Below are 18,624 nucleotides of genomic sequence, written 5' to 3'. Positions count from 1 at the left end.
CATGCGCCTCGAGTATTTCGAGATGATCGACAGGGTCGTGAGCCTGGACCGCGAGGCCGGCCGGATCACGGCGCTGGCCGAGGTCCCGCGCGAGAGCCCGGTGTTCGAGGGGCATTTCCCCGGGCATCCGCTGGTGCCGGGCGTGCTCCTGACGGAGACCATGGCCCAGGCCTCCGGCTACCTCCTGCTGGCGCGGCTGAACTTCACGCTGATGCCGTTCCTGATGTCGGTGGAGAAGGCGCGGTTTCGCGGCTTCGTCGGCCCGGAGACGACGCTCACCGTTGAGGCGAGCCTCGAGCACGACGGGTCCGGCTATGCCGTGACCAAGGCGACGATCCGCAACGGCGCCAAGCTCTTGGCCGACGCCGAGTTGCGCTTCCGCACCATGCCATTCCCGGAGGCGCTGGCCGCGCCGATGCGCGAGCGCGCCGAGGCGATCGGCCTCGTGGCCTTCGAGCCGTTCGCATGAGCGGACCGGCGCGACGCGAGGTCGTCGTCACCGGCATCGGCCTCGTGTCCTGCGCCGGGGAGGGCATCGACGCGCATCTGGCCGCCCTCGGCACCGGCCGTCCGGCACGCACCGACACCGCCACCTTCGCGCCCTACACCGTCCATCCGGTGGCGCCCCTGGCACTCGACGGGCAGATCCCCAAGAAGTCCGACCAGCGCCAGATGGAGCCGTGGCAGCGGCTCGGCGTCTATGCCGCCGGCCTCGCCCTCGATTCGGCGGGGGTGAAGGACGATTCGACCTTCAAGGGCGCCCTGCATCTCGTGGTCGCCTGCGGCGGCGGCGAGCGCGACACCGCCGTCGACGGGGCGATCCTCACCGGCCTGCGCGACGCGCCCGATCCGGGCGCCTATCTCAACGAGCGCCTGCTGAACGACCTGCGCCCGACCCTGTTCCTGGCCCAGCTCTCGAACCTGCTCGCCGGCAATATCGCCATCGTCCACGGCGTCACCGGCGCCTCGCGCACCTTCATGGGCGAGGAACCCTGCGGCGTCGACGCGCTGCGTATCGCGGCCGCCCGCATCGCTTCGGGGCAGGTCGAGGCCATGCTGGTGGGCGGCTCCTACAGCGCCGAACGGCCGGACGTGATGGTGGTCCACGAGCTCGGCGGCTACCTGCGCCGGGCCGACCACAGCCCCGTGTTCTCCCGATCCGGCGACGGGGAGGGCGGCTTCATCCTGGGCAGCGCGGCGGCCTTCCTCGTCCTGGAGGCGGAAGAGGCGGCGGCGGCGCGCGGCGCGACCGCGCTGGCGCGCCTCTCCTCGGTGGCCAGCGACCGCCCGCGCCGGGTGCCCGGCAGCGTGGGTGCGAGCCTGTCGGCGCTGTGGCGGGACGCGGGCGTGACGCGCCCCGATGCGGTGATCTCGGGCGCCACCGGCGTGGCAACCATCACGGCCGAGGAGGGCGCGGCCCTGTCGGACCTGGCACCGGGGGCCCCTGTCACGGCGCTCGGCGACGTCAGCGGCCATTCGCTCGAAGTCACGGGGCCCTTCGGCACAGCCCTGGCCACGGCCCTGGTGGCACGGGGGCAGGCGCGGGAGGTGGCGGTGACGGTGGTGGGCCACCGGCGCGGCGAGGGCGTGATCCGGGTCAGCGCGGCGTGAACGATACGGCGGTGTGTTCTCTTCCTCGTGGCGGCCGAGTGAGACATCCACGATCGAGGACGACCACGGGAGGCGCAAGCGGGGAGCGGCGACGTGCCTCCCTTCAGACGATAGGTCTCGAGATGCGTGAATCCGACAGCTCTTGTACGGCGCGATGACTCATCCTTCTTCCCGTCTCTCTTCCCGCGATGCGAAGGGCCGGCCGCTGGTGGCGGTCACCGGGCTCGGCCTCGTCACCTCGGTCGGCCAGGGGCAGGCCGACACCTGGGCGGCGCTCACCGCCGGGCGCTCGGGCATCCGCACCATCGGCCGTTTCGCCACCGACGGCCTGCGCACCCGCATCGCCGGGACCGTGGATTGCCTCGACACCGATCCGTTGGTGGCGCCGGCGCTGTCGCAGCGCTTCGCCGAGGTGGCCGCCGAGGAAGCGGTGTCCCAGTCCGGGATCGGTGCCAAGGGCGATTTTCCCGGGGCCCTGTTCATCGCGGTGCCCCCCGTCGAGATGGAATGGCCGCAGCGCCACGCCCTCGCCGTGGCCTCCGGTCAGGCCGGCCCCATCACCTACACCGACCTGCAGCGGGCCGCCGCGAGCCGCCGCTTCGACGAGTGGCACGACCTCTTCATCTTCGGCACGGTGGCCGACCGGATCGCCGACCGCTTCGGCACCAGGGGCTCGCCGATCTCGCTCTCCACCGCCTGTTCGTCCGGCGCCACCGCGATCCAGCTCGGCGTCGAGGCGATCCGCCGCGGCGAGACGGCCGCCGCGCTCTGCATCGGCACCGATGGATCGGTGAACCCGGAATCGCTGATCCGGTTCTCGCTGCTCTCCGCGCTGTCGACGCAGAACGACACGCCCTCGGCCGCCTCGAAGCCGTTCTCGAAGAACCGCGACGGCTTCGTGATGGGGGAGGGCGCAGCGGCGCTGGTGCTGGAGGACGCCGAAGCCGCCCGGGCACGCGGCGCAAAAATCCTCGGCTACGTGCTCGGCTGCGGCGAGAAGGGCGACGGCTTCCACCGCACCCGGTCGAGCCCGGACGGCGCCCCGATCATCGCCGCGATCCGCGCCGCCCTCGACGACGCCGGCACGATGCCCGACGCCATCGACACCATCAACGCACACGGCACCTCGACGCCGGAGAACGACAAGATGGAGGCCATGGGCTGCATGGCGGTGTTCGGCGAGCGCATGCGCGACCTGCCGATCTCCTCCAACAAGTCGATGATCGGCCACACCCTCACCGCGGCCGGCGCCATCGAGGCGGTGGTCTCGCTGCTCACGATCCAGCACGGCCGCATCCCGCCGACCATCAACTACGCGCTGCCCGACCCCGCCATCCCCCTCGACGTGGTGGCGACCACGCGGGACATGGCGGTCTCGCGGGTGCTGTCGAACTCCTTCGGCTTCGGCGGCCAGAACACCTGTCTCGTGCTCGCGGGCGAGCCGGCATGAGCGAGGCGCAGCGCATCCTCGTCACCGGCGGCGGCTCGGGCCTCGGCGCCGCCATCGTGCGCCGCCTGACGGCCGCGGGCCACGACGTCGACTTCACCTATCGCTCGTCGGTCGATGCGGCCGCCGCCCTGGTGGAGGCGATGCGCATCGCCCATCCGGACCGGCAGGTGCGGGCCCATGCCCTCGATCTGGCCGATACCGCCGCCCTCGACGCCTTCTGCGAGGCGATGGAGGGTGAGGGTTTCCACGGCCTCGTCCACAACGCCGGCCAATCCTACGACGTGCTCGCCGCGATGATGGCGCAGGACAGGGCCGAGGCCGCCATGCAGGTGAACTTCTGGTCCCTGACCCGGCTGGCCAAGGCGCTGGTGCGCGGCATGATCCGGGCGCGCTCGGGGCGCATCGTCGCCATCGGCTCGGTGGCCGCACTCAGGGCCAACCCGGGCAACGCCGCCTATGCCGCCACCAAGGGCGCGCTCGTCGCCTATTGCCGGACGCTGGCGATCGAGACCGCCAAGCGCGGGGTCACCGTCAACGTGATCGCGCCGGGCTTCATCGACACCGGCATGATGGCGCCCTACGCCGCCCACCGCGACGGGATGGAACGTCAGATTCCGGCCGGGCGCTTCGCGCGACCCGAGGAGGTCGCGGCGCTGGCGGCCTTCCTGATGGGGCAAGAGGCCTCCTATATCACCGGGGCGGTGCTGCCGGTGGACGGCGGCCTCACCGCGATGATGGGCGTCCACCGGACCTGAGGCCGAGCATGGACCGTCGCGTCGTGATCCTCGTGGCCGCCCTGTCGTGGGCGAGCCCGACCCTCGCCCAGGATGCGTTCCGCGTCGACGGCCTGGCTCCGGGCGACACCCTCAGCATCCGCGAAACGCCGGACGCCGAAGCGCCGGCCCTCGGCCGGGCGCCCCTGGGCGCGCGTCTGCGCGGGTTCGGTTGCACGGCGGACACGCCGAGCGGGCTGACCTGGTGCCGGGTCAAGGCCGGCCCGATCCTCGGTTGGGCACGGCGGCGGTACCTGGCGCCGGAGTAGGGCGGGTTGATGCGGCGGGAGCGGCTGCGTACTGACATCGCTCGACGTGCCTTCCTCCCCCCTTATGCGGGGGCGGGGCCTACCGTGCGAACACACAACGACGGATCGTCATGCAAGCCCTTCAACTCTTCGGCGACCGCGACCTGCGCGTGAGCGACGTCGAGCCACCGGCCGCGCCCGGCCCCGGCGAGGTCCGCATCCGGGTGCGGGCGGTGGGGCTCAACTTCATCGACGTCTGGGGCTTTCGCGGCATGGCCTTCGCCAAGCGCAAGCTGCCGCTCACCGTCGGAGCCGAGGCCTCCGGCGAGATCGTCACGATCGGCGAAAGCGTGACGGACTTCGCGCCCGGCGACCGCGTCGTGATGTACGGCGCGCGGACGTGCGGACGCTGCAAGGCCTGCTCCCAGGGTCGCGACAACCTCTGCGAGGACGTCTCCGGCGTGATGGGCTTCCACCTCGACGGCTTTGCCCGCGAGTGGGTGACGATGCCCGAGCGCCTCGTCGTCAAGGTGCCGCACGGGGTGAGCTTCACCGATGCGGCCTGTGCGCCCATCGCCTTCGGCACCGTGCAGCACATGCTGTTCGACAACGCCAAGCTGGAGCCCGGCGAGAGCATCCTGGTCCATGCCGGGGGATCGGGCATCGGCACCGCCGCCATCAAGATGGCCAAGGCCATCGGCTGCACGGTCTTCACCACCGTGGGCGACGACGCCAAAGGCGAGAAGGCGGCGGCGCTGGGCGCCGACCACGTCATCAACTACCGCACCGAGCGGTTCGAGGGCGAGGTTCGCCGGCTGACCAAGCGCAAGGGCGTCGACGTGGTGTTCGAGCATGTCGGGCCCGAGACCTGGAACGGATCGCTGCTCTGCCTCAAGCGCGGCGGGCGCCTCGTCACCTGCGGCTCGACCTCCGGTGTCTCCACCACCATGAACCTGATGCAGCTGTTCCAGCAGCAGTACCGCATCACCGGTTCGTTCGGCTGCTCGATGGCCAACATCCGCGATGCGCTCGCCAAGATGGCCGAGGGCCTGACGCCCGTGGTGGACACGGTGCTGCCGCTCAGCCAGTTCGGGACGGGCCTGGAACGGCTGGAATCGCGAAAGGTGTTCGGCAAGATCCTGGTGACGCTGTAGCCCTGCCCGGGGTGGGCGAGACGGCCGATTGCCTTTAAGCGGGCCCGGACCGGCTGCCGCCCGCAACACGAGTTCGCCTTGCTCCGCCTCGCCCTGCTCCTGAACCGCCACCTGCCGCGCCTCGCCGGGCTGGCGATGATCCCCCTCGTGCGGGGGCTGTTCCTGCTGGCGCGCGCACTCGGGACGGAACGCGCGAGCCGGATCGGAGGCGCGCTCACCCGCACCGTCGGCCCGTGGCTGCCCTCGCATCGCATCGCCCTCGACAACCTGCGCGCGGCCTTCCCCGACCGCGACGAGGCCGCCATCCGCGCCATCGCCCGCGACGCCTGGGACAACCTCGGGCGCACGGCCGCCGAATACGCCCATCTGCACACGCTGTTCGACGTCGACCCGGCCGATCCGGCGAGCCAGCGCATGGAGGTCGAAGGCGAGACGCATTTCGACGCCCTGCGCGAGGACGGCAAGCCCGGCCTGATCTTCTCCGCCCATCTCGCCAACTGGGAACTGCCGGCGATCTGCGCGGCGAAATACGGCCTCGACGCCACCGCGATCTTCCGGCCGCCCAACGACGCCGCCAGCGCCCGGCTGGTGCAGGAGATCCGCCGCGAGACCATGGGCGGGCTCGCCGCCTCGGGGCAGGGATCGGTGTTCGCGATGCGGGGCGTGGTCGAGCGCGGAGGCCACCTCGGCCAGCTCATCGACCAGCATTTCACCCGCGGCGTGGTCGTCGAGTTCTTCGGCCGGCCGGTGCTGGCCAACCCGCTCCTGGCCAAGCTCGCCCGGCATTACGAATGCCCGGTCCACGGGGTGCGCGTCGTCCGGCGACCGGGCGTGCGCTTCAAGCTCGAACTGACGCCGCCCCTCGACCTGCCCCGCGACGCCACCGGCGCCATCGACGTCCAGGGCGCCACCCAGGCGATGACCCGGGTGGTCGAGGAGTGGGTGCGCGAGAACCCCGGCCAATGGCTGTGGATGCATCGGCGCTGGCGGCCGAACATGCTGCCCAAGCCGAAGGCCTGATCGCGGCGGACGCCGACGCCGGTTTCCATGCGGGCGGGGCCCGGAGACGAGGCCGCCCCAGACCCGGCGCCGTCGCGGCCGGCGGGCAGCGACAAAAAACGACGCATCCGACGCGAAAGCGGGGGGACGATTCCGGCTCGGGCTGTGCTAGACAGCGCGCATGCGATGCAACCTCCCGGTCACCTCCCGCCGACGCATCCTCTGCGTCTTTCCCGCCTACACACCGTCCTTCGGGACTTTCGCCCACGCCTATCCCCTCATGGGTGGCGTGAAGGCGTTCATGCCGCCCCAGGGGCTCCTGCTGATCGCGGCCTACATGCCCGAGGCGTGGGAGTGCCGGTTCGTCGACGAGAACATCAAGCGGGCCGGGCCGGACGATTTCGCCTGGGCCGACGCGGTGTTCGTGTCGGGCATGCACATCCAGGCGCCGCAGATCCGCGACATCTACGCCCGCGCCCATGCGGCCGGCCGGGTGACGGTGCTCGGCGGCCCCTCGGTGTCCGGCGCGCCGGAGGAGTACCCCGAGTTCGACTACCTGCACGTGGGCGAGATCGGTGACGCCACCGACCAACTCGTGGAGATCCTCGACGCGGACGTCTCGATCCCGGCCGCACAGGTGCGGCTGGAGACCAAGGAGCGCCTGCCGCTCTCCGACTTTCCCTCGCCCGCCTACGAGGCCGCCCCGCTCAAGCGCTACCTGATCGGCTCGCTGCAGTTCTCGTCGGGCTGCCCCTATCGCTGCGAGTTCTGCGACATCCCGCAGCTCTACGGACGCCAGCCGCGCCTGAAGACGCCCGAGCAGATGTGCGCCGAGCTCGACGCGATCATCTCCCAGCCCGGCCATCCCGCGGTGGTGTATTTCGTCGACGACAACTTCATCGGCAACCGCAAGGCGACCAAGGACATGCTGCCCCACCTGGTGGCGTGGCAGAAGAAGAACCACTTCCCGCTCCAGTTCGCCTGCGAGGCGACGCTGAACATGGCCAAGCAGCCCGACATCCTGGAATTGATGCGGCAGGCCAACTTCATGACCGTCTTCGTCGGCATCGAGACGCCGGAAGAGGAGGCGCTGGCGGGCATCGACAAGAAGCACAACGCCGCCGTGCCGATGTACGAGGCGATCGAGACCCTCAACAGCTTCGGCCTCGAGGTGACCTCCGGCATCATCCTCGGCCTCGACACCGACAGCGACGGCTCGGAGCAGAAGCTGATCGACTTCATCGACAAGTCGGCGGTGCCGGTGCTGACGATGAACCTGCTCCAGGCCCTGCCCAAGACCCCGCTGTGGGACCGGCTGACCCGCGAGGGTCGCCTCGTCCACGATGCGTCGCTCGAGTCCAACGTCCTGTTCAAGCGGCCGCACGACGACGTGGTGGCGAGCTGGCGCCGGGCCATCGCCCACGCCTACGAGCCCGCCCATCTGTTCGAGCGGTTCCGTCACCAGGTCGAGGTGACCTATCCGAACCGGATCAAGACACCGACCAAGGGCAAGCTCACCCGCACGAACCTGCGGCGCGGGCTCATCCTCGGCTTCAATATCGCGGTGCGGGTCGGGCTGCTGTCGGACTACCGTCGGGTGTTCTGGCGGGCGGCCGGCCACGCCCTGAAGCGCGGCCAGATCGAGGCGGTGTTCAACATGGGCTTCGTCGCCCACCACCTGATCCGGTTCACGCGCGAGGCGCTGCGGGGCGAGCACAACGCATCGTTCTACGCGGCCAAGGCCGACCAGCCGCGCACCGAGCGCGAGCCGTGGTGGCGCGCCGCCCGCCGCTTCCTCCCGACCTGAACGGCGCATGCGGAAGACGCAGAGGCGTCAAGGCAAATCGTAGCCTGCGACGCAATTATCGCATCGCAGCCCTTGGCACGCGACATGCGAGGCCTTATAGACGCCTCTCAACGTTTTCAGACACCAACCGGGAACCGACCGTCAGGTCGCCTTCCCGGAGAGACATCGTCCGGGCGACCGGGCAATGATGGCCGGAGGGTTTCGAGGGGCGCCAAGCGCTTCGGAACTTCCTCCGGCTATGTCCTGTCCGAGACTGCAGGCGCCGGGTCACCGGCTTAATCCGCCAAGCCTGCACAGACGGGGAAGACCGACTTCAACACCCTCGCTTCGCTGCATCGCGCAGCGTCGTGGGGCATCGGTTTGAACCATCTCGCCCGTGTCGTCCACCGTTTACGGGGGCGTCAGGGGACAGGGCCGTGAAGCGTCGTCCAGGACGTTCCGGCTTCTTTTTGAGCCGAGTTCCGTCCCGGGCGGCATGTGCAACCGGCGGACCCTCCTCGAGGGGGTTCCGCCAACCGGAGAGAGCCCCAGTGGACAGGACAGCCAAAGCTGATCTCGTCTCGACGCTCAACGGCGTGTTCGCGAACACGTCCGTCGTCGTCGTGGCCCACTACAAAGGCCTCACGGTCGCCGAGATGCAGAAGCTGCGCACGCAGATGAAGCTCGCCGGTGCCACCGTGAAGGTCACCAAGAACCGCATCGCCAACATCGCTCTCGATGGCACGGACGTCGCCTCCATCAAGCCCCTCCTGAAGGGCCCGACCCTGCTCGCCTATTCGAGCGATCCGGTCGCGGCCGCCAAGGTGGCGGTGGATTTCGCCAAGGGTAACGACAAGCTCGTGATCCTCGGCGGCGCCATGGGAACGACCGCCCTGAACCCGGATGGTGTGAAGGCGCTCGCCTCGCTCCCGTCCCTCGACGAACTGCGCGCCAAGATCGTGGGCCTCGTCCAGGCTCCCGCGACCAAGATCGCACAGGTCGTCAATGCGCCGGCGGCCAAGCTCGCCCGCGTGTTCGGGGCCTATGCCACCAAGGACGAAGCGGCCTGAGCCGCGCGGTCCTTCATCGTCAAACCGATCCGTTCAAACCGATCTTTACCAAGGAACCGAACCATGGCTGATCTCGCCAAGCTCGTCGACGACCTGTCGTCGCTCACCGTCCTCGAGGCCGCCGACCTCGCCAAGATGCTCGAAGAGAAGTGGGGCGTCTCGGCCGCTGCCGCCGTCGCCGTCGCCGCCGGCCCGGCTGCCGGCCCGGCTGCCGCCGTCGAGGAGCAGACCGAGTTCACGGTCATGCTCGCCGCCGCCGGCGACAAGAAGATCGAGGTCATCAAGGAGGTCCGCGCGATCACCGGCCTCGGCCTGAAGGAAGCCAAGGATCTGGTCGAGGCGGCTCCCAAGGCCGTCAAGGAGTCCGTGACCAAGGACGAGGCCGAGAAGATCAAGGCGCAGCTCGAGAAGGCCGGCGCCAAGGTCGAGCTCAAGTAACACTCCGTGTCGGGCCGCATCGGGCCCGATACCTCCGGCCGGTCCCTCGAGGGCCGGCCGGACACCGAGGCCCGCGGGTTCACACCCGCGGGCTAAGGCCGCTTCCGGCGGCCGGCGAACCTGAGGCCAGGTTCGGCGAGATCAATTCGGGTGGGTCGTCGTCCGGCGGGACGGGTCCATCGCCTGGTTGCGGGAGGCACATGGCTTTCCCCGGGCACCCGGCACGCTGAGATGGTGGAGCGAGGTCACACATGGCCAATACGCTGGTCGGTCGCAAGCGCATTCGGAAGTTCTTCGGAAAGATCAAGGAAGTGGCCGAGATGCCGAACCTCATCGAGGTTCAGAAGGCATCCTACGACCAGTTCCTGATGATGGACGAGCCGGAGGGCGGCCGCGGCGACGAGGGCCTGCAGACCGTCTTCAAGTCGGTCTTCCCGATCTCGGACTTCTCGGCCACGGCCCTGCTCGAATTCGTCAAGTACACCTTCGAACAGCCGAAATACGACGTCGACGAGTGCCGTCAGCGCGGCATCACCTTCGCGGCCCCGCTCAAGGTCACGTTGCGCCTCATCGTGTTCGATGTGGATCCCGACACCGGCGCCAAGTCCGTCAAGGACATCAAGGAGCAGGACGTCTACATGGGCGACATGCCCCTGATGACGGAGAACGGCACCTTCATCGTCAACGGCACCGAGCGCGTCATCGTCTCGCAGATGCACCGGTCGCCCGGCGTGTTCTTCGATCACGACAAGGGCAAGACCCACTCGTCGGGCAAGCTGCTGTTCGCGGCGCGCATCATCCCCTATCGCGGCTCCTGGCTCGACGTCGAGTTCGACGCCAAGGACATCGTCCACGTGCGCATCGACCGGAAGCGCAAGCTGCCGGTGACCTCGCTGCTGTTCGCGCTCGGCCTCGACGGCGAAGAGATCCTGTCGACCTTCTACAACCGCGTGATCTACGATCGCGACGGCGCCGACTGGCGCGTGCCCTACGACGCCGAGCGCCTGAAGGGCTTCAAGGCCTCGGTCGACCTCGTCGACGCCGAGTCCGGCGAAGTCGTGCTCGAAGCCGGCAAGAAGCTGAACGCCCGCAACGCCCGGCAGATCGCCGAGCGCGGCGTCAACTTCCTCAAGGCCACCGACGAGGACCTGATCGGCCAATACATCGCCGAGGATCTCGTCAACCCCAAGACCGGCGAGATCTGGGCCGAGGCCGGCGACGAGATTTCCGACAAGCTCCTCAAGAGCCTGGAAGAGGTCGGCATCACCGAACTGCCGCTGCTCGACATCGACCACGTCAACGTCGGTCCCTACATCCGCAACACGCTGGCCGTGGACAAGAACTCGTCCCGCGAGGGCGCGCTGTTCGACATCTACCGGGTCATGCGCCCGGGCGAGCCGCCGACGCTGGATACGGCCGAGGCGATGTTCCACTCGCTGTTCTTCGATTCCGAGCGCTACGACCTCTCCGCGGTCGGCCGCGTGAAGATGAACATGCGCCTCGACCTCGACGCCGAGGACACCGTGCGCACGCTGCGCCGCGAGGACATGCTCGCCGTCGTCAAGGCGCTGGTGGACCTGCGCGACGGCAAGGGCGAGATCGACGACATCGACCACCTCGGCAACCGCCGCGTGCGCTCCGTCGGCGAGCTCATGGAAAACCAGTACCGCCTCGGCCTGCTGCGCATGGAGCGCGCCATCAAGGAGCGGATGTCCTCGGTCGATATCGACACGGTGATGCCGCAGGACCTCATCAACGCCAAGCCCGCGGCGGCCGCGGTGCGCGAGTTCTTCGGCTCGTCGCAGCTGTCGCAGTTCATGGACCAGACCAATCCGCTCTCGGAAGTGACGCACAAGCGTCGCCTCTCGGCGCTCGGCCCCGGCGGTCTCACCCGTGAGCGTGCCGGCTTCGAGGTGCGCGACGTGCACCCGACCCACTACGGCCGCATCTGCCCGATCGAGACGCCGGAAGGCCCCAACATCGGCCTGATCAACTCGCTCGCCACCTTCGCGCGGGTGAACAAGTACGGCTTCATCGAGACGCCGTTCCGCCGGGTCAAGGACGGGGTCGTCACCACCGAGGTGTCCTACCTCTCGGCCATGGAGGAGGCGAAGTACTTCGTCGCCCAGGCCAACGCCCAGATGGATGAGAACTTCAAGCTCATCGAAGAGCTCGTGGTCTGCCGCCGGGCCGGCGACGTCATCGTCGTCGCCCCCGACCGCGTCGACCTGATGGACGTGTCCCCCAAGCAGCTCGTCTCGGTGGCGGCGGCGCTGATCCCGTTCCTCGAGAACGACGACGCCAACCGCGCGCTGATGGGCTCGAACATGCAGCGCCAGGCGGTGCCGCTGGTCCGCGCCGACGCGCCTTTCGTCGGCACCGGCATGGAAGCCGTCGTCGCCCGCGACTCGGGTGCGGCCATCGCGGCGCGGCGCTCGGGCATCATCGACCAGGTCGATGCCACCCGTATCGTCATCCGCGCCACGGAAGAGGCCGACGCCACCAAGCCCGGCGTCGACATCTATCGCCTGCAGAAGTTCCAGCGCTCCAACCAGTCGACCTGCATCACGCAGAAGCCGCTGGTGCGCGTCGGCGAGACCGTCAAGAAGGGCGAGATCATCGCCGACGGTCCCTCGACGGAGTTCGGTGAACTCGCGCTCGGCCGCAACGTGCTCGTCGCGTTCATGCCGTGGAACGGCTACAACTTCGAGGACTCGATCCTGCTCTCCGAGCGGATCGTGAAGGATGACGTGTTCACCTCGATCCACATCGAGGAATTCGAGGTGATGGCTCGGGACACCAAGCTCGGTCCGGAAGAGATCACCCGCGACATCCCGAACGTCTCGGAAGAGGCGCTCAAGAACCTCGACGAGGCCGGCATCGTCTACATCGGCGCCGAGGTCCACGCGGGCGACATCCTGTGCGGCAAGATCACCCCGAAGGGCGAAAGCCCGATGACGCCGGAGGAGAAGCTCCTTCGCGCCATCTTCGGCGAGAAGGCGTCGGACGTGCGCGACACCTCGCTGCGGGTTCCCCCGGGCGTGACCGGCACCATCGTCGAGGTGCGGGTGTTCAACCGGCACGGCGTCGACAAGGACGAGCGCGCCCAGGCGATCGAGCGCGAGGAGATCGAGCGCCTGGCCAAGGATCGCGACGACGAGCAGGCGATCCTCGACCGCAACACCTACGCGCGCCTCGCCGGCGTGCTGATCGGCCAGGCGCCGATCGCCGGTCCGAAGGGGTTCAAGAAGGAGACCACGCTGTCGCGGGAGATCCTCAACGAGTATCCCCGCTCGCAGTGGTGGCAGTTCGCCGTGGTCGACGACCGTCTCATGACCGAGATGGAAGCGATGCAGAAGCAGTACGACGAGTCGAAGAAGCGCCTCGAGCAGCGCTTCCTCGACAAGGTCGAGAAGCTGCAGCGCGGCGACGAGCTGCCCCCCGGCGTCATGAAGATGGTCAAGGTCTTCGTGGCGGTGAAGCGCAAGATCCAGCCGGGCGACAAGATGGCCGGCCGTCACGGCAACAAGGGTGTCGTGTCGCGGATCGTGCCGATCGAGGACATGCCGTTCCTCGAGGACGGGACCCATGCCGACATCGTGCTGAACCCGCTGGGCGTGCCCTCGCGCATGAACGTCGGCCAGATCCTCGAGACCCACCTCGGCTGGGCCGCCGCCGGCCTCGGCCGCAAGGTCGGGCTCGCGGTGGACGCCTACCTGCGCTCCAACGACATCGCGCCCCTCAAGGCGGAGATGCAGGCGATCTACTCGCCGTCGGAGCTGGAGGGCTTGTCGGACGAGGACATGGCGGAGGCCGCCAACAACGTGCGCCGCGGCGTGCCGATGGCCACCCCGGTGTTCAACGGTGCCAAGGAAGCCGACATTGAGACGATGCTGGAGATGGCCGGTCTCGACCGGTCGGCCCAGTCGACCCTCTACGACGGCCGCACCGGCGAGCCCTTCGACCGCAAGGTGACGATGGGCTACATCTACATGCTGAAGCTGCACCACCTCGTGGACGACAAGATCCACGCCCGGTCGATCGGGCCGTACTCCCTCGTCACCCAGCAGCCGCTGGGCGGAAAGGCGCAGTTCGGTGGCCAGCGCTTCGGCGAGATGGAGGTCTGGGCGCTGGAGGCCTACGGTGCCGCCTACACGCTGCAGGAGATGCTGACGGTGAAGTCGGACGACGTCGCCGGCCGCACCAAGGTCTATGAGGCGATCGTGCGCGGCGACGACACCTTCGAGGCGGGCATTCCCGAGTCGTTCAACGTGCTCGTCAAGGAGATGCGCTCGCTCGGCCTCAACGTGGAGCTCACCTCCACCAAGAAGAGCGCCAACGACCAGCTCGAGCCGCCCGCCGAGGCGGCCGAGTAGTACGACACCAGACGCTCCCGCGCCGGCCAGACGGGTCGGCGCGGTGCGAGCGGGGAGGGGAAGCGCCTCTCGGATGGACGACGGCCAGCGGCGACTGAGGCAGTCGCGGCGCCGACCTTGAGTTTTCAGCACGCGGTAGCCCCTCGGCGGAGGGCGCGCCCCGTCAGCAGGAGTTGATCCATGAACCAAGAGGTCATGAATCTTTTCAACCAGCAGTCTCAGCCTCAGAGCTTCGACCAGATCAAGATCTCGATCTCGTCGCCTGAGAAGATTCTGTCGTGGTCCTTCGGCGAGATCAAGAAGCCCGAGACGATCAACTACCGCACGTTCAAGCCCGAGCGTGACGGTCTGTTCTGCGCGCGCATCTTTGGACCGATCAAGGATTACGAGTGCTTGTGCGGCAAGTACAAGCGCATGAAGTACAAGGGCGTCATCTGCGAGAAGTGCGGCGTCGAGGTCACCCTCGCGCGCGTGCGGCGCGACCGCATGGGCCACATCGAGCTCGCCGCCCCCGTCGCCCACATCTGGTTCCTGAAGTCGCTGCCCTCGCGCATCGGCCTGCTGCTCGACATGGCGCTCAAGGATCTCGAGCGCATCCTCTACTTCGAGTCCTACGTCACCATCGAGCCCGGCCTCACCCCCCTGAAGGAGCGTCAGCTCCTGTCCGAGGAGGAGTACCTGCGCGCCCAGGAGGAGTACGGCGAGGATTCGTTCACGGCGATGATCGGCGCGGAAGCCATCCGCCGCATCCTGCAGGAACTCGACCTCGACGGCATCGCCAACAGCCTGCGCGAGGAGATCGCGACGACGACGTCGGAGCTCAAGCCCAAGAAGCTCCTCAAGCGCCTGAAGATCATCGAGGCCTTCCAGATGTCGGGCAACAAGCCCGAGTGGATGATCCTCACCGTGGTGCCGGTGATCCCGCCGGACCTGCGCCCGCTCGTCCCGCTCGACGGCGGCCGCTTCGCCACGTCCGATCTCAACGATCTCTACCGCCGCGTCATCAACCGCAACAACCGCCTCAAGCGGCTGATCGAGCTGCGCGCGCCCGACATCATCATCCGCAACGAGAAGCGCATGCTTCAGGAGGCGGTCGACGCGCTGTTCGACAACGGCCGCCGCGGCCGCGTCATCACGGGTGCCAACAAGCGTCCGCTGAAGTCGCTCGCCGACATGCTGAAGGGCAAGCAGGGCCGGTTCCGCCAGAACCTGCTCGGCAAGCGCGTCGACTACTCCGGCCGGTCGGTCATCGTGGTGGGCCCGGAGCTGAAACTGCACCAGTGCGGCCTGCCCAAGAAGATGGCGCTGGAGCTGTTCAAGCCGTTCATCTACGCGCGCCTCGACGCCAAGGGTTTCTCGGCCACCGTCAAGCAGGCCAAAAAGCTCGTCGAGAAGGAGAAGCCGGAAGTCTGGGATATCCTCGACGAGGTCATCCGCGAGCACCCGGTGATGCTCAACCGTGCGCCGACGCTCCACCGCCTCGGCATCCAGGCGTTCGAGCCCAAGCTCATCGAGGGCAAGGCGATCCAGCTGCACCCGCTGGTCTGCGCCGCCTTCAACGCCGACTTCGACGGTGATCAGATGGCCGTGCACGTTCCCCTGAGCCTCGAGGCTCAGCTGGAAGCGCGCGTGCTGATGATGTCGACCAACAACATCCTGCACCCGGCCAACGGCCAGCCGATCATCGTGCCCTCGCAGGACATCGTGCTCGGCCTCTACTACCTGTCGATCGTCGGCGAGGGGTTGGTCGGCGCGTTCAACGCCGACAACCCGAAGAACCCGATGCAGGGCGTCTACGGCAACGTCGGCGAGCTGGAGCACGCGCTGGCTGCGGGCGCCGTCAAGCTGCACTCCAAGATCAAGTGGCGCTGGAAGGGCATCGGCCCCGACGGCGAGCCGCTGACCAAGACCTACGATACCACTCCGGGCCGCGTGATCCTCTCGGGTGCCCTGCCGCTGCACAAGAACGTGCCCTTCGACGTCGTCAACAAGCTGATGACCAAGAAGGAGATCTCGGCGATGATCGACACCGTCTACCGCCACTGCGGTCAGAAGGAGTCGGTGATCTTCTGCGATCGCATCATGGCGCTGGGCTTCAACCACGCGTTCAAGGCCGGCATCTCGTTCGGCAAGGACGACATGGTGGTGCCCGACAATAAGTGGCCCATCGTCGACGACACCCGCGCGCTCGTGAAGGACTACGAGCAGCAGTACAACGACGGCCTGATCACCCAGGGCGAAAAGTACAACAAGGTCGTCGACGCCTGGGCGAAGTGCTCGGACAAGCTCGCCGCCGAGATGATGCTGCGCATCTCGACCGTGCAGAAGGACGAGAACGGCGCCGACAAGCAGATCAACTCGATCTACATGATGAGCCATTCCGGTGCCCGCGGTTCGCCGGCGCAGATGAAGCAGCTCGCCGCCATGCGTGGCCTCATGGCCAAGCCCTCGGGCGAGATCATCGAGACGCCGATCATCTCGAACTTCAAGGAAGGCCTCGACGTGCTCGAGTACTTCAACTCCACCCACGGTGCCCGTAAGGGCCTCGCGGACACGGCGTTGAAGACCGCCAACTCCGGCTACCTCACCCGCCGTCTCGTCGACGTGGCGCAGGACGCGGTCATTCGCGAGGTCGATTGCGGCACCTCCAACGGCATCAAGATGCGCGCCATCGTCGATGCCGGCCAGGTCGTGGCCCCGCTTTCGATCCGTATCCTCGGTCGTGCCACGGCCGAGGACCTGGTCGCCCAGGACGGCACCGTCATCGTCAAGACCAACGAGACGATCGAGGAGAAGCATCTGCCGGCGATCCAGGCCGCCGGCATCCAGGAGGTGAAGATCCGCTCGGTGCTGGTCTGCGCCACCAAGAGCGGCGTCTGCGCCACCTGCTACGGGCGCGATCTCGCCCGCGGCACGCCCGTCAACATGGGCGAGGCGGTCGGCGTCATCGCGGCGCAGTCCATCGGCGAGCCGGGCACCCAGCTCACGATGCGCACCTTCCACATCGGCGGCGCGGCGCAGATCGCGGATTCGTCCTTCATCGAGTCGAGCTTCGAAGGCACGATCAAGATCCGCAACCGGGCGCTCGCCCGCAACACCGACGGCGACCTCATCGCCACCGGCCGTAACGTCGCCGTCGTCATCGTCGGTACGGATGGTTCGGAGCGGGCGGTCCACCGCCTGCAGTACGGCGCGCGCCTGCGCGTCGACGAGGGCGATCAGGTCAAGCGCGGCCAGCGTATCGCCGAATGGGACCCCTACACCCGTCCGATCATCACCGAGACCGACGGCGTGGTGGCCTACGAGGACCTGATCGACGGCCAGTCGATCACCGAGACCACCGACGAATCGACCGGCATCGCCAAGCGCGTCGTCATCGATTGGCGCGGCACCGCCCGCACCGCCGACCTCAAGCCGGCGATGCTGGTGCTCGACAAGGACGGCAAGCCGATGAAGCTGCCGCGCGGCTCGGACGCGCGGTACTTCCTGCCGGTGGACGCCATCATCGGTTACGATCCGGGAGCCTCGGTGAAGGCCGGCGACATCCTCGCCCGCGTCTCCACCGACTCGGCCAAGACCCGCGACATCACCGGCGGTCTGCCGCGGGTGGCGGAGCTGTTCGAGGCACGCCGGCCGAAGGACGCGGCGATCATCGCGGAGAAATCCGGGACGATCCAGTTCGGGCGCGACTACAAGAACAAGCGTCGCCTGACGCTGACCCCGCACGACGGTTCGGATGCGGTCGAGTACCTGATCCCCAAGGGCAAGCACATCCACCTGCAGGACGGGGACGTGGTGGAACTCGGCGACTACATCGTCGACGGCAACCCGGCGCCGCACGACATCCTGGCGATCAAGGGCGTGGAGGAGCTCGCGGCCTACCTCGTCAACGAGATCCAGGAGGTCTACCGGCTCCAGGGCGTGTCCATCAACGACAAGCACATCGAGGTGATCGTCCGGCAGATGCTGCAGAAGGTGGAGATCACCGACGGCGGCGATTCCGAGATCCTGACGGGCGACCAGATCGACCGGACGGAACTGGCCGACATCAACGAGAAGCTTCTCGCCGAGGGCAAGAAGCCGGTGGTGGGCGTGCCGGTGCTGCTCGGCATCACCAAGGCGAGCCTTCAGACGAAGTCGTTCATCTCGGCGGCCTCGTTCCAGGAGACCACCCGCGTCCTCACCGAGGCGGCGGTCAACGGCAAGATCGACTACCTCGAAGGCCTCAAAGAAAACGTCATCGTCGGGTCGCTGATCCCCGCCGGAACCGGATCCATGGCGGCCGACATCCGGGCCGTCGCCCGTCGCCGCGACACCCTGATCCTGCAGCAGAAGGCCTCGGAGAGCGGCGCCCGCACGCTCGACGAGCTGCCTTCGGCGGCCGAATAGAACCGACCGCAGAACCATCGAAACGCAGAAGGGGTCGCCGAAAGGCGGCCCCTTTTTCGTGGACCCGTGCGCTTTTGTGCGTCGGCTCGCTGGTCACCAATCCGGAGTGGAGCGTCTCGCGACGGATCGAGGGACCGGGTCGAACCACCGCCGGGTCGCGGGCGCCGTGCTCATCGCGCAGGGCAGGGGAGAACGCGCGCTGAAATCCGGGGCCGCGATCGGCCTATCGGACGCCTTGCCGAGCTCGGGGCGTCGATCGCGCAAACCCCGGTCGGCACGGCCACGCTCGCGTTGTCCTCGCCCGGGTCCATGCGCTATGACGGGACCGGT

The 18,624-nt window shown here is 68.1% G+C and carries 12 protein-coding genes; all 12 read left to right on the top strand.

Features of this window, described 5'->3' with window-relative positions:
- Nucleotide 1 precedes the first annotated feature (1 nt).
- Entirely contained in the window at nt 2–469 is a 468-nt protein-coding gene (locus ASG40_RS04760) for a 3-hydroxyacyl-ACP dehydratase FabZ family protein (RefSeq protein ID WP_055881553.1), read from the top strand.
- The gene (locus ASG40_RS04755) at nt 466–1,611 is read left to right on the top strand and encodes a beta-ketoacyl-ACP synthase (protein ID WP_055881549.1); all 1,146 of its coding nucleotides are present in this window, start codon (nt 466–468) and stop codon (nt 1,609–1,611) included. The genes ASG40_RS04760 and ASG40_RS04755 overlap by 4 nt, the downstream gene beginning before the upstream one ends.
- Before the next feature lie 154 nt (nt 1,612–1,765).
- Nucleotides 1,766–3,061, top strand: a complete 1,296-nt coding sequence (locus ASG40_RS04750) for a beta-ketoacyl-ACP synthase (RefSeq protein WP_055881789.1) — start codon at nt 1,766–1,768, stop codon at nt 3,059–3,061.
- Nucleotides 3,058–3,816: an SDR family NAD(P)-dependent oxidoreductase gene (locus tag ASG40_RS04745; RefSeq protein WP_055881547.1), complete on the top strand. Its 759-nt coding sequence runs from the start codon at nt 3,058–3,060 to the stop codon at nt 3,814–3,816. The genes ASG40_RS04750 and ASG40_RS04745 overlap by 4 nt, the downstream gene beginning before the upstream one ends.
- A gap of 8 nt (nt 3,817–3,824) precedes the next feature.
- A complete protein-coding gene (locus ASG40_RS04740; RefSeq protein WP_055881543.1) occupies nt 3,825–4,103 on the top strand; it encodes an SH3 domain-containing protein in 279 nt (92 codons plus the stop codon).
- Between the two features lie 110 nt (nt 4,104–4,213).
- The gene (locus ASG40_RS04735) at nt 4,214–5,236 is read left to right on the top strand and encodes a zinc-binding dehydrogenase (RefSeq protein WP_055881540.1); all 1,023 of its coding nucleotides are present in this window, start codon (nt 4,214–4,216) and stop codon (nt 5,234–5,236) included.
- Between the two features lie 78 nt (nt 5,237–5,314).
- Entirely contained in the window at nt 5,315–6,256 is a 942-nt protein-coding gene (locus tag ASG40_RS04730) for a lipid A biosynthesis lauroyl acyltransferase (RefSeq protein ID WP_055881537.1), read from the top strand.
- A gap of 160 nt (nt 6,257–6,416) precedes the next feature.
- Nucleotides 6,417–8,042 (top strand): B12-binding domain-containing radical SAM protein, encoded by a 1,626-nt coding sequence (locus tag ASG40_RS04725; RefSeq protein ID WP_055881534.1) that lies wholly within the window; start codon nt 6,417–6,419, stop codon nt 8,040–8,042.
- A 530-nt stretch (nt 8,043–8,572) separates the two neighbouring features.
- Entirely contained in the window at nt 8,573–9,091 is a 519-nt protein-coding gene (gene rplJ, locus ASG40_RS04720) for a 50S ribosomal protein L10 (RefSeq protein WP_055881531.1), read from the top strand.
- Between the two features lie 63 nt (nt 9,092–9,154).
- Entirely contained in the window at nt 9,155–9,529 is a 375-nt protein-coding gene (gene rplL, locus ASG40_RS04715; protein WP_055881528.1) for a 50S ribosomal protein L7/L12, read from the top strand.
- A 251-nt stretch (nt 9,530–9,780) separates the two neighbouring features.
- The gene (gene rpoB, locus ASG40_RS04710; RefSeq protein WP_055881526.1) at nt 9,781–13,905 is read left to right on the top strand and encodes a DNA-directed RNA polymerase subunit beta; all 4,125 of its coding nucleotides are present in this window, start codon (nt 9,781–9,783) and stop codon (nt 13,903–13,905) included.
- Nucleotides 13,906–14,085: 180 nt separating this feature from the next.
- Nucleotides 14,086–18,294, top strand: a complete 4,209-nt coding sequence (gene rpoC / locus ASG40_RS04705; RefSeq protein ID WP_055881522.1) for a DNA-directed RNA polymerase subunit beta' — start codon at nt 14,086–14,088, stop codon at nt 18,292–18,294.
- Nucleotides 18,295–18,624 lie beyond the last annotated feature (330 nt).

Source organism: Methylobacterium sp. Leaf399 (assembly GCF_001424525.1).
GTDB lineage: Bacteria > Pseudomonadota > Alphaproteobacteria > Rhizobiales > Beijerinckiaceae > Methylobacterium.
Note: the sequence above shows the minus strand (reverse complement) of the source record. Positions and strands in the feature narration are given on the sequence as shown.

Excerpts from the sequence above, each read along its gene's own strand:
- ASG40_RS04745 (WP_055881547.1), top strand. The coding sequence starts at position 3,058 with ATGAGCGAGGCGCAGCGCATCCTCGTCACCGGCGGCGGCTCGGGCCTC.
- ASG40_RS04760 (WP_055881553.1), top strand. The coding sequence starts at position 2 with ATGCGCCTCGAGTATTTCGAGATGATCGACAGGGTCGTGAGCCTGGAC.
- ASG40_RS04725 (WP_055881534.1), top strand. The coding sequence starts at position 6,417 with ATGCGATGCAACCTCCCGGTCACCTCCCGCCGACGCATCCTCTGCGTC.
- rpoC (WP_055881522.1), top strand. The coding sequence starts at position 14,086 with ATGAACCAAGAGGTCATGAATCTTTTCAACCAGCAGTCTCAGCCTCAG.
- ASG40_RS04755 (WP_055881549.1), top strand. The coding sequence starts at position 466 with ATGAGCGGACCGGCGCGACGCGAGGTCGTCGTCACCGGCATCGGCCTC.
- rplL (WP_055881528.1), top strand. The coding sequence starts at position 9,155 with ATGGCTGATCTCGCCAAGCTCGTCGACGACCTGTCGTCGCTCACCGTC.
- ASG40_RS04750 (WP_055881789.1), top strand. The coding sequence starts at position 1,766 with ATGACTCATCCTTCTTCCCGTCTCTCTTCCCGCGATGCGAAGGGCCGG.
- ASG40_RS04735 (WP_055881540.1), top strand. The coding sequence starts at position 4,214 with ATGCAAGCCCTTCAACTCTTCGGCGACCGCGACCTGCGCGTGAGCGAC.
- ASG40_RS04740 (WP_055881543.1), top strand. The coding sequence starts at position 3,825 with ATGGACCGTCGCGTCGTGATCCTCGTGGCCGCCCTGTCGTGGGCGAGC.
- rpoB (WP_055881526.1), top strand. The coding sequence starts at position 9,781 with ATGGCCAATACGCTGGTCGGTCGCAAGCGCATTCGGAAGTTCTTCGGA.